Here is a 15,345-nt window from a genome sequence, read left to right as displayed (position 1 = left end):
ATGGATGAGGTGAAGGCAATGCGATTGAAAAATAAAGTTTCGATAATCACTGGCGGCAGCCGTGGAATTGGTGAAGCAATAGCTACAATGTTTGGTAAGGAAGGGTCAAAAATTGTTATCGCTGACGTTAACGAAGAAACAGGAAATGCAGCAATTGAAGGTTTGAAAACAAATGGAATCGACGCAGTTTTTATTAAAACAGATGTTTCAAGTGAAGATAGTGTTATTAATCTAATACATGAAACCGTAAATGTATTTGGAGGTCTAGACGTATTAGTGAATAATGCTGCCGTGTCAATTAGGAAGTCTGCGGAAGACACATCTTTTGAAGAGTGGCAAAAGGTTCTTGGCGTTAATTTAACCGGTGCATTTTTGTGTTCAAAGTATGCCGTTCCTGAAATGAGAAAAAGGGAAAGCGGGGCAATTGTGAATGTTGCCTCATGGCATGCGGATAAAACGATTACCCGATTTGCAGCCTACGCAGCTTCAAAAGGCGGCATGACGGCTTTAACCCGTCAAATGGCACTTGATTGTGGCAAAGATAATATTCGTGTAAATGCAGTATTGCCAAGTACAGTGGATACGCCTATGTTATATGAGACTATGCAAAATTTACCGGACCCGGAAAGCGCTTGGAAGCAAACGCTTGAATATCAGCCCTTGGGGAGGATAGCAACGGCCGATGATATTGCCCATGCCTGTTTGTTTTTGGCAAGTGATGAAGCCGCTTATGTGAGTGGCCATTCTTTAAATGTGGATGGTGGAACTTATGTGAAGGTAGCAAGACCATTAATGTTTGATTAAACCCTTTTCCATTCAAAGACCGGATCGTCATGATAGGCTTTTAAAAATTGACGGAAAGGAAGTTAAAGATGAAGTACATTGATTTAAACTGTGATATGGGCGAAAGTTTCGGGGCTTATAAATTAGGGAATGACGAAGAAGTTATTGAACTTATTTCATCTGCTAATATTGCCTGCGGTTTTCACGCAGGCGATCCGAATGTCATGGATCATACAGTTAAAATGGCCAAAGAACGAGGGGTAGGTATTGGCGTTCATATGGGCTATCCTGATTTACTAGGATTTGGGCGACGTGACATGGACATCGCTAAAGATGATCTGGTCAATTACATTATTTATCAAATTGGGGCATTGCAAGCGTTTTGTAAAAAGCATGGAGTGGAAATCCAGCATATTAAATCCCACGGCAGCATGGGTAACATGTCGTATGTAAACCATACAGTAGCAGATGCTGTCACGGATGCCATCTTACACGTATTACCGGATACAAAATTATTTGTAATTGCCAATACGGTTGTTCATAAACTCGCTGTTGAAAAAGGGATTTCAGTTGTTCGCGAAGTATTTGCGGACCGCACGTATACAAATGAGGGTACGCTTGTTTCCCGCAAACAAGAAGGGGCAGTCATAAAAGACCCGGAAAAAGCTGCTGATCAAGTCCTACAAATGGTTTTAAAAGGTACCGTTACAACAATTGATGGCACTGTCATTGAAATGGCTGCCGACAGTATATGTGTCCATGGCGATACACAAGGTGCACTTGAAATCGTTAGACGCGTAAAATCCAAACTTGAAGAAAATAACGTTACCATAGCTCCAGTGGGCAAATGGCTTACATAGTAGTCTGTAACGTTCATTAGATTCCGGCTAACTCCATGTCGTCTTTAAATTATAAGACTGCTATCCATATAATTAAAATGACATTCCCTGAGTTAAACGGGAATGTCATTTTTATTTCCAGCTCATATTTTCCATGATAACCAACGTCCGGCTCATGGTCCTTGAGATATCGAACGTCTAAATAAAAAATGGCCTCTCATCGATTCTTTGAATTGATGGGAGGCTATTTTTAAAGTATCCGAATTGAACAGGCTAATTACATCATGCCGCGGAGTCCACTACAATGTGATGTTCCGCCTATTAACAATTAAACATTCCGAGGAATTACGTCAAGAAGCCATAATCAACAACCTTCTTCTTAATAGGGATGACTTGTAGATCCTCTCCAATATAACTTCAACTAATACTTTTTAACATTCATTTATTAAATTAAGTAAACCCTTTAAAAGTATTAGAAAATAAAAAAATTACACAGATTATTTTCTGTGTCATGAATGATTATTTAATCTCTTTTACATTTTTAGTTGTGTGAGTGACTGTCACTCGACGACAAGATACTCGCTAAATAAAAAGTGGTTGGTTTAAATAACCCCTAATTGGATGGTCCTCGAAAATGCTTTATATTATAGAATTATAACATATAGAACGATGAAATTTATTTCTAAAAAGGAGGAAGGCATGCAGGTAGCCCTTATTGTATCAATAATTCTCGTGGTCATTATTTTAGCTATCGGACTAATTTTGACCATATCCGTTGCTAATTCTGGGAATAAAAATTACAGTAGTGAAAATAGCTTTTCCAAGTTGGGGTGGATTTATGTTTTATCAATTCCACTTATTGTTATATTAACTCTTATAGCAATATTTATATTTTATTAACAACGGAGGACGGTTTGGGACCAATGAAAAAGCACATGTTTTTTTCGGGTCTCAGGAACCGTCTAAGCCCACTGAAAAAGTTCGTATTTCAATGATACATTCTTTAGATTCTCCCTGTAGACTCTTTGACCGAGGGGTGGATTATTTACAATCGTCCCCTAAAAAACACCACCCGAGAATAAAATACATTATACCCCATAACTTCTCAGCGCGTAGACAAACCTTGAAATGCCTTCTTGTATTGAGGCTCCGTTACCTTTTCCATAAGTAAATCGAACGTATCCATTTGTTGAGCCCATTATTCTTCCAGGTACAAATGAAACGCCTTTTTTCATAGATTCTTCAAGTAACTTATATTCATCAATTTCGTGATTTATTTTACACCATAAATGAATTCCGCCTTGTGGCACTAAATATGTAACCTCATTTTTAGTTAAACTGTCCAATGCTAAAATTAACGCATTCCTACGCTCCCTCAGTTGAATCCTTAAATTTGAAACATGTTTGTCAAATTGAGGAGAATCTAGAAATTGATTCGCTAACCATTGAGGAAAAACACTATGACCAAAGTCAATCTGCTGTTTGCCATCTGATAAACGCTTAATCACTTTTTCTGGTCCAATAATCCAACCAATGCGTAATCCTGATGCAACAACTTTTGATAAAGAACTAATGTATACAACATTTTCATTATCGTCCATTGACTTTAACGTGGGTCCAATGCGCCCATCGAATGACGTCAAATTATAAGGATCATCCTCTATTATGGGAATACCGTACTTTGATGATAATTCCAATATTCTCTTTCGACGTTCCAGAGACATTTTTGTGCCAGTAGGATTTTGATAATCAGGATTTAAAAAAAGCATACGAATTCGATGTTTTCTTTGTAAAGCTACAATATCATCAGGATTTAAGCCATATTGATCAACTGGGAGTAATAGCGTTCTAATACCAAACGATTGAAAGATCGGTAAAGAGAATGCGTAGGATGGATCTTCAATAGCTACTGTATCGCCTGGTTTTAACAGGCATTGAACGATTAGGTGGATTGCTTGCTGAGCGCCCGATGTAATCAATATGGAGTTTGGATCAACAACCATATTTTTATAGGTTTTTACATGTTTACAAATTGTCTCCCGTAATCCCGCATCGCCTAAAGGATGATCGTAACCTAAATGCTCATCAAACGCATGATCCTTAAGAATCCTAGCGAATTGGTCGTTAGGTAGTAAATCTGCTGCAAGTTCCCCACTTGATAGGTTAATCATTCCTTCTTGCTCAGTTTCATTACGAAGTTTCTGTACCAACGGAAGATTCGGAAGAAATGAGCCATCCTCTACATATCTACCCCAATTGGGGACTCTTTTATGAGTTAGTCCCCATATATCTGTATTTATATAAGTGCCGCTTCCTTTTTTTCTGACAATTAATCCAATCGCCTCTAACTCATCATAAGCAGTCACAACTGTACTCCGATTTATCTGTAACTTTTTTGCTAACTCACGTTCAGATGGCAATGGCTGGTCCTGAGATAAATCTCCCGATATAATTCCATTCTCTATTTGTTCTGCAAGTTGCCTATACATAGGTTTTTTTATTGAACGGTCTAGCATAAATTGCATTAAACTCCACCCTTTATTAATTTTTCAATATAACATATTTCGTATTATGCTCATAGTGAAATATTAAATGTTATTATCTCATCTCCTGATATCAGTATCCCTATAGAAGTGTTAAAGATGACCTCGGCCATTACGTTAACGAAGTCATTTTTCGTTTCAATTATATCATTTTACTTTTACAGCTTTTCGCGCTCAAAATTTAAGCACATCACGCCAACACTCATTCCAGCATACACACGCTTCGTTGTTAATTGAAGCAAATGTTGTTAATATGAAAGTTATCTCCCATAGGCTCGGGCATTCTTCAGTAGCGACGACGGACGAAATTTACGGACATCTAACAAGAGGATTAGAAAAAGAGGCCTCTCAAAAATTCAGTGAATTAATGAGAGACCTCCATATTTAGAGTGATTTTATCGGCGCTTATGACCAATAAAATGACCTCAGTTTGTTAAAGATTGCTCTAACCTTTGGCATATCAGGGGTTTAGAGTTAACCTTACATCATGCCGCCCATTCCGCCCATATCCGGCATCATTGGTGCTGCGTTTTTCTCAGGTAGGTCAGCAACGACTGCCTCTGTTGTGAGGAGCATTGCCGCAACGGATGCTGCGTTTTGTAGCGCGGAACGCGTTACTTTTGTTGGATCCACGATACCCGCTTGCATCATATTGACCCACTGGCCGTCTGCTGCATTGAAGCCGATGCCGACTTCTTCGCGTTTCAGGCGGTCGACCACGATGGATCCTTCTAGGCCAGCGTTGTTTGCGATTTGACGAACAGGCTCTTCTAGAGCACGTAGGACGATGCGTACCCCTGTCGCTACGTCACCTTCTGTAGACTCGAGCAATGTTTCCACTTTGCTGTAGACGTTCACAAGTGCTGTTCCTCCACCGGAGACGATTCCTTCTTCCACCGCTGCACGTGTGGAGTTCAATGCGTCTTCAATGCGAAGTTTGCGCTCTTTCAATTCTGTTTCAGTTGCCGCTCCGACTTTGATGACCGCTACGCCGCCAGCCAATTTCGCCAAGCGCTCTTGTAGTTTTTCTTTATCGAATTCGGAAGTTGACTCTTCCAATTGTGTGCGGATTTGATTCACACGGCTTGCGATTTGGTCGGAGTCTCCGTTACCTTCGACGATTGTCGTGTGATCTTTTGTAACAACGACTTTCACCGCATGGCCAAGTTGGGAAATGTCAGTGGATTTCAAGTCGAGGCCAAGATCTTCTGTGATGACCTGTCCGCCAGTCAATACGGCGATGTCTTCGAGCATTGCTTTACGACGATCTCCGAAGCCAGGAGCTTTGACAGCTACTGCATTGAATGTACCGCGAAGCTTGTTCACAACTAGTGTTGCCAGAGCTTCACCTTCCACGTCTTCTGCAATCATCAACAATGGTTTCCCTTGTTGAACAACTTGCTCTAGAACTGGAAGGATTTCTTGGATGCTCGTAATTTTCTTGTCTGTGATCAAGATATATGGATTGTCTAGAACCGCTTCCATTTTATCTGTATCTGTTGCCATGTAAGCAGATGCGTATCCACGGTCAAACTGCATACCTTCTACAACATCCAACTCCGTTGTGAACCCTTTTGACTCTTCGATTGTGATGACGCCGTCGTTTCCAACGCGCTCCATCGCTTCAGCAATCAATTCGCCGACTTCTTCGTCGCCGGAAGAGATCGCTGCAACTTGTGCGATTTCTTGTTTGCTTTCGATTTCATCAGAGATGCCTTTCAGCTCTTCAACCGCTTTCAGTACAGCTTGCTCAATCCCTTTACGGATGCCGACCGGGTTTGCTCCAGCTGTTACGTTTTTCAGACCTTCGCGGATCATCGCTTGCGCAAGAACTGTTGCAGTTGTTGTTCCGTCCCCTGCGATTTCGTTTGTTTTGGAAGCAACTTCTGCAACGAGTTTCGCTCCCATGTTTTCAAACGCATCTTCCAATTCAATTTCTTTTGCAATTGTTACACCGTCATTTGTGATGAGCGGAGAACCGAATTTTTTCTCAAGAACAACGTTGCGTCCTTTTGGTCCAAGCGTCACTTTAACAGCGTCCGCTAATGTATCTACACCACGCAGCATTGCGCTACGCGCGTCTTCATTAAACTTGATTTCTTTAGCCATTTTGTAAGTCCCTCCTGAATTTTCATCTATTCATTTGATAGGTCATACATTTCGTTTTCAATTATCCGATAATTGCAAGGATGTCGCTTTCACGAAGGATCAAATAGTCATTGCCTTCGTATTTCACTTCAGTTCCTGCATATTTGGAAAAGAGGATCTGGTCGCCTTCTTTCACTTCCAGCTCGATACGTTGGCCGTTCTCCAGCACACGTCCGGTACCTGTCGCAATGACTTTCCCTTCTTGCGGTTTCTCTTTGGCGGAATCCGGAAGCACGATACCGCTTGACGTTTTTTCTTCTGCTTCGATCAGTTCGATTACGATACGGTCACCTAATGGTTTCAACAAGTGAAACAACCTCCTCAAATATTTTCCTTTTTAGCACTCATCATACCAGAGTGCTAACACAATTATTATCATAATGAAGTTCAAAATAAAATGCAAGCGAAAACATTTCCTCTTTGCTTATCTTGCAGGAAACCGATAAAATTGACGTCAGCCAGGTATGAAAGGGTGGACGAATTGAAAAACTGGAAAATCTCGCTTAACCTGCTCTTGATTTACATAGCCATGCAAGTTGGCAGCCTCTACTTAGGAAAAATATTGATCGGCTATTTTGAAAGCCGGCCCGGCATGTCCGATAAAGAAGCTGCTTATAATGGGGTCGCTTGGTCCTTATTCACTGTCAATTTAATGGCGTCGCTCCTCTTTCTTTTCTTCATTGTACGGAATAAGAAATACCTCCAGGTGTTTACTGGAAAAAAAGCATCCATCGGCAATGCCATTCTATGGGGCTTTCTAGGCTTCTTCCTCGCAATGGGCGGCCAAATGCTCGCCGCGACGATTGAAACGGCCATGGGTGTGGAACTAGGCTCTGAAAATACAGCCATTCTCTCAGACATTGCACGAATCTCTCCCATCATGCTCATTCCGATGGTCTTATTTGCCCCGTTTTTAGAAGAAATGGTGTTTCGCCGCGTACTTTTCGGAAGCATCTTTCAAAAAACGAATTTTTGGATCGCCGCCATCATCAGCGGATTGATCTTCGCCGTGGTGCATAATGAACTGGAACATACGCTCATGTATCTCATGCCTGCACTCGTCTTTTCCTACTTGTACTACCGGACCAAACGATTGCTGGCCCCGATGATTGCCCACTTCCTGATGAATGGCTTCGTCGCAGTTGTCCAATTAAACATTGATAAACTTCAACAATTACAAGATATGAAACAAGCCATCATAATATTTCTCCAATAGAACAAATGGAGTGATAAGGGACATTCCAAATTATGTATTTCCAAGAACAAAAGCGCAGGGCGCCTGCCTAGTTAGGGTTCGCAGCCTAAGCGACGTCCTGTCGCAACGGCTGCATGACCGGCATCCTGCCGGCCTCAGGCATAAGAAAAAGATGCGGCGTGGTGTCTTTTGCCAATCGAACAGCGAAGGGTTCGATTTGCCGTATTTTTGCGTAATTTGCAGAAATTAAGGCACGTTTCTTGAGCAGCTTTGACTTATGACCCCGAGCCTCTGGCGCCCGGAGCCTAGACGGAACCATTCTGGCTTAGTAGATTATCCACAGGCTAAGATTTTATAGTTTCCTAAGTAACAAAAAAGTCTTCCTCCCGGCGCATGTCCGGTTGGAAGACTTTTTCCAATTATTATTTAGAATTAAATTCCTCAATCTGCCGTTGCTGTTCCGCTTTCGCTTCGGCGAATAACCGCTCCCGCTCCGCCTCTTCTTCTTCCCGCTGTCGTTCCTCTTCTGCTTTCAAATATTTCCGGTATCCAAATCTTGAAATGAAAATACTGATTTCATAAAGAATAAACAACGGGACTGTAACGAACAAATGGGATAATAAATCCGGCGGCGTGATGAAGGCCGCAATGACAAACAACGTGAAGTACGCATATTTTCGAACTTTCACGAGCAATTGCGGATTCAATATGCCAAGCCTCGTCAGAAATAATAGGACGACCGGCAATTGGAAGATCAATCCGAATGGAATGACCAGTTGGAACAGAAACGAAAAGTATTCATTGATCCCGATCGTTTGCACGATATCGAGCTCTTTCGATATATTCATTGTAAACTTCAACACATACGGCAGCAAAATCAAATAAGAAAATGCAACCCCGCCCAAGAAAAGAAAGAAGGTATACGGGATATAGCTGAGCGTTGCCCGCCTTTCCTTGTCGTGTAGCCCAGGTGAAATGAAAGCCCACAGTTGATACATGACCACAGGAGAAATGACAACGAATGCGATGATCACGACCATCTTCACGTAAATCATGAGGGGATCCAAAACATTGAACGCATTCAGTGTAATACTTTCAGCTTCCCCATCATGTTGCAGAAAGTGGATAAGCGGTTTGGCGATGAAAAAACTGCCCGCCACCGCAATAAGAAAGAAAACGACGATTACCATCAGCCGTTTTCTAATTTCATCTATATGTTCAATGATGGTTAAGTTTTTTTCTTTCATCGGACAAACATCCTAACTTACTTAACTTCTTCTTTCTTATCTTCGACTTTCTTCACATCGTCATCTTCTACGAGGCCTTTTGTCGCGTTTTTAAATTCACGCAACGAAGAGCCGAACGCCTTTCCGATTTCAGGCAACTTCTTCGGACCGAATACGAGTAATGCAATGATTGCAATAATGATCAAACTCATTGGACCTGGCATTCCGGACACCTCCTTCATAATACATCCATTCTACACGAAAAACGTCGAAATTTCTATCTGCGGTCGTTTAGATTTGTGAATCTTTTACGTCATTTTTAATGAAATAAATAAGCGATTGCAATTCCACTGACAAATCGATTGTTAAGACACGAAGCCAGTCAGGCACAGCCAGGCGCACCGGCGTGAAATTCAGGATACCTTTCAAACCGATCGCCACAAGCCGGTCTGTAATCTCCTGGGCGACCCGGGAAGGCACGGTCAGAATGACAACCTCAACTCCGAGTTCCTTTATCTTCTCTTCAATCTTATCGGGATGATATACCGGGATTCCGCTGATCGACTTTCCATCCAGCGGCGCTTTCGGGTCGAATGCGACGACAATCCTAGTGTTGTGATTTTTTTGAAAATTGTACTTTAAAAACGCATTACCCAAACTCCCGACTCCAATCAAGGCGACGTCCGTCTCCTCGTCCTGGTCCAAAGTCTGTCGAAAAAAGTCGACCAAATACTGGACATCATATCCATATCCTTTGCGACCCAATGCCCCGAAATGAGAAAAGTCCCGGCGGATTGTGGCGGCATCAATTTTCATCGCTTCACTTAATTCGCTGGATGAAACTCGCTTCTTCCCTGCATTCGCAAAATTCTGTAAAAATCTATAATAAAGGGGCAATCGTTTGGACGTTGCTTGTGGAATTTTTGACGTTTCCTCCGACATAATAACCCTCCTGCACGTTCTATGAGCCTATTCTATCGTACAGCAGTTATGGAACGATGTAAAGCCGACCATTGCACGGTTTGCGCCGTTCCATTAAACTTAAGAAGAATCGAGGTGCGAATCATGATTGTGTTACAAGTAAACGGACTATCAAAATCCTTTTCAGGAACTGATATATTGCAAAATGTGAAACTGGAAGTGCAACATCGCGATCGTGTTGCGTTGGTTGGACGGAATGGCGCGGGTAAGTCCACCCTCCTTAAATTGATCGCAGGTGAAATGACTCCCGATTCGGGGGACCTCATTATACCCAAAGACGTCCTAGTCGGGTATTTGGAACAACATAGCGGCCTGGATTCTCCGTTGACCGTCTGGCAGGAGATGATGACCGTCTTTGAATCGCTTCAAGTGATGGAAAAGCGGCTTCGCTCGCTTGAATTGCAAATGGCCGATCCGGCGGTCTATGAAAAGCCTTCCGAGTATGAAAGGGTGATGAAAGAGTATGATGCCCTGCAAATCGAATTCAAGGACTCTGGCGGCTACCAATTCGAGTCGGATATCCGTTCCGTGTTGCACGGCATGCGCTTTTATCCGGAGGATTTCGACAAACATGTGAATTTATTATCCGGTGGCCAAAAAACCCGGTTGGCGCTTGCGAAAATGTTGTTGAGCAAACCGGACCTCCTTATTCTGGACGAGCCGACGAACCATTTGGATATCGAAACGCTTGCCTGGCTTGAGAAATATCTAGTGTCTTACGAGGGTGCAATCTTAATCGTTTCCCATGACCGGTATTTTCTTGACCAAATTGTTACAATCGTCTACGAAGTATCGAGGAAAAAAGTGACGAAGTACACGGGCAATTATAGTGCTTATATAGATGAAAAAGCGAAAAACTTTGAGCGCGATCAGAAGCTTTATGAGAAAGGGCTAAGTGAGAGGGCGAAGTTGGAGGACTTTATTCAACGGAATATCGCACGGGCATCGACTTCCAAAATGGCGAAGAGCCGGCGGAAACAGTTGGAACGGACGGAATGGATGGATTCTCCCGAAGGCGATGAAAAATCGGCTAGTTTTACGTTCGCCATCGACCGGCCTAGCGGGAATGACGTGCTGGCCCTCGAAAAATTGGCCATCGGATATGATCAGGTCGCCGTCTCCACCGGAATTGATATGCGTGTGTATAAACAGGAGCGGATCGCCATCATCGGACCAAATGGCGTCGGTAAATCTACATTATTGAAGACGATCGTGAAGAAACAAGCCCCGCTTGCCGGCGAAATCCGATACGGAACGAATGTGCAATTCGGCTATTACGATCAAGAACAGGCGACTCTTGTCGGATCGGGGACAGTTTTGCAGGAATTATGGGATGAATGGCCGATGATGAACGAAAAAGATGTTCGCACTGTTCTCGGGCGCTTTTTATTCTCCGGGGAAGATGTGGAGAAGTCCGTTACGACGTTATCCGGCGGGGAAAAAGCCCGGTTGTCGCTTGCAAAACTGATGCTGTTGCGCTCGAACACGCTGGTGCTGGATGAGCCGACGAACCACTTGGACCTTGATAGCAAAGAAGTGCTGGAAAACGCGCTGGATGATTTTCCGGGGACAATCGTCTTTGTATCGCATGACCGGTATTTCATTAACCGGATTGCGACGAAAGTGATGGAAATCAGCGATTCAGGTGCACTGGAATACCTCGGCGATTATGATTATTATGTAGAGAAGAAGATGGAGCAGGAAGAATTGCAAGCTGAATTACAACCTGTATCCAAAAGCGTTCGTACGCTGCCAGATGAAAAATCGAACGATATGAAAGAGTGGAAGAGACAAGAAAGAAGACTGACGAGACGCATCAATGAATTAGAAACTCAACTGGCCGATTTGGATCAGCAAATTGCAACACTACAAGAAGAGTTGGCTATCCCTGAATACGCAAATGATCATGTAAAGCTAATGGAATTACAATCCCAAATTGATGGGCTTCAAGCAGAACATGACGAAAAATCGGAGGAATGGCTCCTGACACAAGAAGAGTTGGAATCTTATTTAACTTAATTCAGCCGGGATTTTTCAACTCCATCAGTATTGGTCTGATTGCAGATTTGATTCAATTCAAAGGAGACTCAAACCTGGGCTGAATAGCGGAACTCAAACTTAGACCGCCGCGTTTCAAAAGTGCCTTAATTTCTGCAAAGAGCCTAGAAATACGGCAAATCGAATCCTTCGCTGTTTAAAATTAGTGCCTCCCACTAGTCGTTGCGGGGGGTTTTTTGTAGAGTTTTGTCGAAATGAGTCAAATCTTTCTCCACAAAATTGTCCACATTAAGAGGGTTATTAATTCAGCACTCCAGCCTGTTTTTCCACATTATCCACAGGATTAAGCTGAGTTGTTCACAAAGTTATCCTTTTATCAACCCGATTAAATTAAGTGCATTTATTGTTATGCACAACTTATCCACAAAGTGTGCATAAGTGCAAACGTTCCCTATTGACAAATAGAAAAGATTCGTTCAAAAAAACACGGAATTTGACTAGGACTGTCAAATTCCGTGTTTTTATTATTTCCAAGATTCGAGCGGCATGCCAGGTCTTCCATTCATTGATAGATTAGCACGAATTCCGTCCACATACATGGCGGATCCTGCGGCCGCAATCATTGCGGCATTATCGGTACACAGGGAAATCGGCGGAACGTAAAATGGAATACCTTCTTCTTGGAAGGCTGTCTCCAGAGAGGCACGCAACCCTTTATTGGCAGCGACCCCGCCTGCTGCAATCACTTGCTTGACCGCAAATTCCTTTGCCGCCTTCCGGGTTTTCGTTGTGAGAACGTCGATGACGCTCGCTTGGAAACCGGCCGCTAGCTGGGTAGGATCCACCGATTCCCCTTTTTGTTCCAGGTTATGTTTAAAATTAATCACTGCGGATTTCAAACCGCTAAAACTGAAGTCATACGAATCGGGCTCCAACCAAGCGCGCGGAAATTCGATTTGCGTTTCGCTCTCTCCCGCCAATCGATCAATATGCGGACCTCCGGGATATGGAAGCCCCAAGACACGGGCCACTTTATCATACGCTTCCCCGGCTGCATCATCGCGAGTTTCTCCGATCAATTGGAATGATCCATGATCCTCCATCAGGACCAATTCCGTGTGTCCGCCTGAGACAATCAACGCCAGTAACGGAAACTCCATCGACTGAATTAATTGATTCGCATAAATATGGCCTGCAATATGATGAACACCGACCAACGGTAATTGATGGGCAAATGCAAAAGCCTTTGCTGCATGAATGCCGATTAATAATGCACCGACAAGGCCAGGTCCTTCCGTGACTGCAACAGCATCCAAGTCCTTCGGCTGAAGTCCTGCAACCTCCAACGCTTCTTCAATAACAAGCGTAATTTGTTCTACATGATGCCGGGACGCAATTTCGGGTACTACACCCCCAAAACGTTTTTGGCTTTGGATTTGAGATGCAACAATATTGGAGATGATTTCCGAACCATTTTTCACAATCGAAGCCGCCGTCTCATCACAACTCGTTTCAATTCCTAATACATAAATGTCTTTCATTCGAATTCCACCCACATGACGAGCGCATCTTCATGGTCGTCCGTATAATAGTTTTTCCGTATGCCGCCTTCTTGGAAACCGAGTTTTCTGTAAAGATTCTGGGCCGTATGATTCGACACCCGCACTTCCAATGTCATCAATCGGACTTCCTTCTCTTGGCAATACGCAATGGCTTGTCTCATCAGCCCTTCGCCGATGTGATTTCCTCTCATATGCTGACGGACCGCCACATTGGTAATATGGCATTCATCCAGGACAATCCACATGCCGCAATGGCCGATGACTTCCCCCTCATGGACTGCGACGATATAATGGGCATAGTTATTGCCTACCATTTCGTGCTCAAACACCTCTGCGGACCATGGCGTTGCAAACGCCTCTTCTTCAATAGCCACAACAGCGGGTATATCTTCGCGTGTCATTTTCCGATACTCGATCTGTTGAATTTTACTTGTTTCCATGTTGCTGCTCCTTCAACCAATTCACTTCTGCCTCTGCAAGACGGCGGTATTCCGGAACAAACGTATGCACTTCTGCAGATTGTTCTTCCTGCATCGCTAGATCAATGAGAGCTGAGGCACGTGGAACATGTAACGAGAGAGGAGCAAATGAAGCCTGCTCACCTAGCCGTTCTTCGATCAACGCACGATGGAGGGCCGTGTCCTTGCCGACAAATAGCACTGGGGCCAACTGTTCCTTCAAAAAGGACAACATCTCGTCTAATGAATAATGTCCATCATCTTTGAGGGCTGTAATTACCCCTTGGTCAAATCGGAAAACACCCGAATAGACGTTATTCCTTCGCGCATCTACAATCGGACAAATTAAGTGCGGATACAGCTGAGCATTGGCTGCAAGCGCTTTTAAGCTGGATATCCCTACTAACGGTTTATTGAGTGTCCAGGCAAGGGTCTTCGCAATGGTTACACCAATCCGGACGCCCGTGTAAGATCCCGGCCCTTCGGATACCGCAATGCGATCAATGGTACCCGGCTCCAATTTGGCTTTTGCAAACAGTTCCTCGATGACAGGCATTGCCCTTAAGGAATGCGTCACTGGCAACGTAGCACTTTCTTCAATCAGCACTTCCCCGTCTTTAACAAGTGCAATGGATAAGGGAGTATTCGAAGTATCGATACCTAGCCAAATCATAACGCCAACTCCTCACAAATCGTTTCGTACCGGGCACCAGTAGGCTCCAATGTAATAGTTCGTGATTCTTCCCCTTGATGCGCAATACGGATTTCCAATCGTTCGGGTGGTAAATCATCTTTAATGAGATGCGCCCACTCCACAACCGAAATGGCATCTCCGTAAAACAATTCATCCCAACCGAGATCTTCCTCGCTATCCGCTAACCGATATACGTCCAGATGATTGAGCGGATACCGCCCTTCATACTGTTTCAGAATCGTGAAAGTGGGGCTATTGACCGTTCGGGTGATACCCAGCGCTTTGGCAAGAGCCTTAGTAAACGTAGTCTTCCCGGCGCCCAGATCACCTTCCAATAAAATTACATCCGGAGGGGCGAGTAGAGAAGCCAAACGTTCGGCAATTGCTTCGGTCTCCTGGACGGAATGTACTTTAATTTCCTTGATCATGTCGTAATTCCTTTCACATGCTTTGTTCTAGTTTACCCAATATCAATCGTATCGGAAAGTAAACGGTTCTACATTTGAATTAATGACAGGGTGCTCGTTGAATAGCGTATCCGGTTTCCAACCATAGTCCAGCTTCCGGATACATGGTCTTCCAAACAAACGCAATTTGGAAGGGAGATTCGCTTATATTATCTCTCAAGCGCTACTAGTTTTGAAAGACCGCTCATTTCTCCTCGCGGGCGATCATAACTATAGAAGACCGATTATAAACTCCTCGCGAGCGATTATATTTCCGGAGAACCGATCATAACTCCTCACAAGCGATCATATAGCCTGAAATCCGCTCATATAAAATAAAAAGGAATGCAAAAAACCGATTCCGGGGGAAATCCGCGGAATCGGTTATGTTAGGTAAAATAAATGGCGGTCCCGACCGGGATCGAACCGGCGATCTCCTGCGTGACAGGCAGGCATGTTAACCGCTACACCA

At 43.6% G+C, this 15,345-nt stretch carries 14 protein-coding genes, 1 tRNA gene and 1 pseudogene; 5 read left to right on the top strand and 11 right to left on the bottom strand.

Annotated elements, in window-relative coordinates; translation table 11 throughout:
* The first annotated feature begins 18 nt into the window (after window positions 1-18).
* Together AB1K83_RS15540 and AB1K83_RS15535 are read left to right on the top strand one after the other, a co-directional pair.
* Entirely contained in the window at window positions 19-804 is a 786-nt protein-coding gene (locus AB1K83_RS15540) for an SDR family NAD(P)-dependent oxidoreductase (RefSeq protein ID WP_413059135.1), read from the top strand.
* Between the two features lie 68 nt (window positions 805-872).
* Entirely contained in the window at window positions 873-1,643 is a 771-nt protein-coding gene (locus tag AB1K83_RS15535; RefSeq protein WP_413059134.1) for a LamB/YcsF family protein, read from the top strand.
* A gap of 1,067 nt (window positions 1,644-2,710) precedes the next feature.
* Here the strand turns inward: AB1K83_RS15535 and AB1K83_RS15530 are convergent.
* Window positions 2,711-4,147: a PLP-dependent aminotransferase family protein gene (locus AB1K83_RS15530; protein WP_413059133.1), complete on the bottom strand. Its 1,437-nt coding sequence runs from the start codon at window positions 4,145-4,147 to the stop codon at window positions 2,711-2,713.
* A 235-nt stretch (window positions 4,148-4,382) separates the two neighbouring features.
* On the opposite strand from AB1K83_RS15530, the pseudogene AB1K83_RS15525 reads away from it, so the two are divergent.
* Window positions 4,383-4,553, top strand: a pseudogene (locus AB1K83_RS15525) (site-specific integrase); the annotation flags it as partial.
* Window positions 4,554-4,645: 92 nt separating this feature from the next.
* On the opposite strand, the gene groL reads toward AB1K83_RS15525, so the two are convergent.
* Both groL and groES read right to left on the bottom strand, forming a co-directional pair.
* Window positions 4,646-6,274 carry a chaperonin GroEL gene (groL, locus tag AB1K83_RS15520; RefSeq protein ID WP_413059132.1) on the bottom strand — a complete coding sequence of 543 codons (1,629 nt, stop codon included), beginning with the start codon at window positions 6,272-6,274 and terminating at the stop codon, window positions 4,646-4,648.
* Window positions 6,275-6,335: 61 nt separating this feature from the next.
* On the bottom strand, window positions 6,336-6,620 hold the full coding sequence (gene groES, locus AB1K83_RS15515; protein ID WP_413059131.1) for a co-chaperone GroES: 285 nt from the start codon (window positions 6,618-6,620) through the stop codon (window positions 6,336-6,338).
* A 174-nt stretch (window positions 6,621-6,794) separates the two neighbouring features.
* Between groES and AB1K83_RS15510 the strand changes: the two genes are divergently transcribed.
* On the top strand, window positions 6,795-7,529 hold the full coding sequence (locus AB1K83_RS15510) for a CPBP family intramembrane glutamic endopeptidase (protein WP_413059130.1): 735 nt from the start codon (window positions 6,795-6,797) through the stop codon (window positions 7,527-7,529).
* Window positions 7,530-7,930: 401 nt separating this feature from the next.
* Here the strand turns inward: AB1K83_RS15510 and tatC are convergent, their stop codons facing one another.
* The 3 genes from tatC to AB1K83_RS15495 all read right to left on the bottom strand — a co-directional run bounded on the left by tatC (window position 7,931) and on the right by AB1K83_RS15495 (window position 9,676).
* Window positions 7,931-8,755, bottom strand: a complete 825-nt coding sequence (tatC, locus tag AB1K83_RS15505; RefSeq protein WP_413059129.1) for a twin-arginine translocase subunit TatC — start codon at window positions 8,753-8,755, stop codon at window positions 7,931-7,933.
* Window positions 8,756-8,772: 17 nt separating this feature from the next.
* On the bottom strand, window positions 8,773-8,958 hold the full coding sequence (gene tatA, locus AB1K83_RS15500) for a twin-arginine translocase TatA/TatE family subunit (RefSeq protein ID WP_413059128.1): 186 nt from the start codon (window positions 8,956-8,958) through the stop codon (window positions 8,773-8,775).
* Window positions 8,959-9,025: 67 nt separating this feature from the next.
* Entirely contained in the window at window positions 9,026-9,676 is a 651-nt protein-coding gene (locus tag AB1K83_RS15495; protein ID WP_413059127.1) for a redox-sensing transcriptional repressor Rex, read from the bottom strand.
* A 123-nt stretch (window positions 9,677-9,799) separates the two neighbouring features.
* Here AB1K83_RS15495 and AB1K83_RS15490 point away from each other — a divergent pair, with 123 nt between their 5' ends.
* Complete coding sequence (locus AB1K83_RS15490; RefSeq protein WP_413059126.1) at window positions 9,800-11,734, top strand: ABC-F family ATP-binding cassette domain-containing protein; 1,935 nt, start codon at window positions 9,800-9,802, stop codon at window positions 11,732-11,734.
* A 503-nt stretch (window positions 11,735-12,237) separates the two neighbouring features.
* Here AB1K83_RS15490 and tsaD read toward each other — a convergent pair.
* The 5 genes from tsaD to AB1K83_RS15465 form a co-directional block, all read right to left on the bottom strand.
* Complete coding sequence (gene tsaD / locus AB1K83_RS15485; protein ID WP_413059125.1) at window positions 12,238-13,254, bottom strand: tRNA (adenosine(37)-N6)-threonylcarbamoyltransferase complex transferase subunit TsaD; 1,017 nt, start codon at window positions 13,252-13,254, stop codon at window positions 12,238-12,240.
* On the bottom strand, window positions 13,251-13,715 hold the full coding sequence (rimI, locus tag AB1K83_RS15480; protein ID WP_413059124.1) for a ribosomal protein S18-alanine N-acetyltransferase: 465 nt from the start codon (window positions 13,713-13,715) through the stop codon (window positions 13,251-13,253). Before rimI ends, tsaD begins: the two co-directional genes overlap by 4 nt.
* The gene (tsaB, locus tag AB1K83_RS15475; RefSeq protein WP_413059123.1) at window positions 13,702-14,406 is read right to left on the bottom strand and encodes a tRNA (adenosine(37)-N6)-threonylcarbamoyltransferase complex dimerization subunit type 1 TsaB; all 705 of its coding nucleotides are present in this window, start codon (window positions 14,404-14,406) and stop codon (window positions 13,702-13,704) included. Before tsaB ends, rimI begins: the two co-directional genes overlap by 14 nt.
* Window positions 14,403-14,855 (bottom strand): tRNA (adenosine(37)-N6)-threonylcarbamoyltransferase complex ATPase subunit type 1 TsaE, encoded by a 453-nt coding sequence (gene tsaE, locus AB1K83_RS15470; protein ID WP_413059122.1) that lies wholly within the window; start codon window positions 14,853-14,855, stop codon window positions 14,403-14,405. Before tsaE ends, tsaB begins: the two co-directional genes overlap by 4 nt.
* 421 nt (window positions 14,856-15,276) lie before the next feature.
* Window positions 15,277-15,344, bottom strand: a tRNA-Asp gene (locus tag AB1K83_RS15465).
* Between the last annotated feature and the right edge of the window lies 1 nt (window position 15,345).

Source organism: Sporosarcina sp. 179-K 3D1 HS, from assembly GCF_047228905.1.
Classification (GTDB): domain Bacteria; phylum Bacillota; class Bacilli; order Bacillales_A; family Planococcaceae; genus Sporosarcina.
This window is presented reverse-complemented; position numbering and strand designations above follow the sequence as displayed.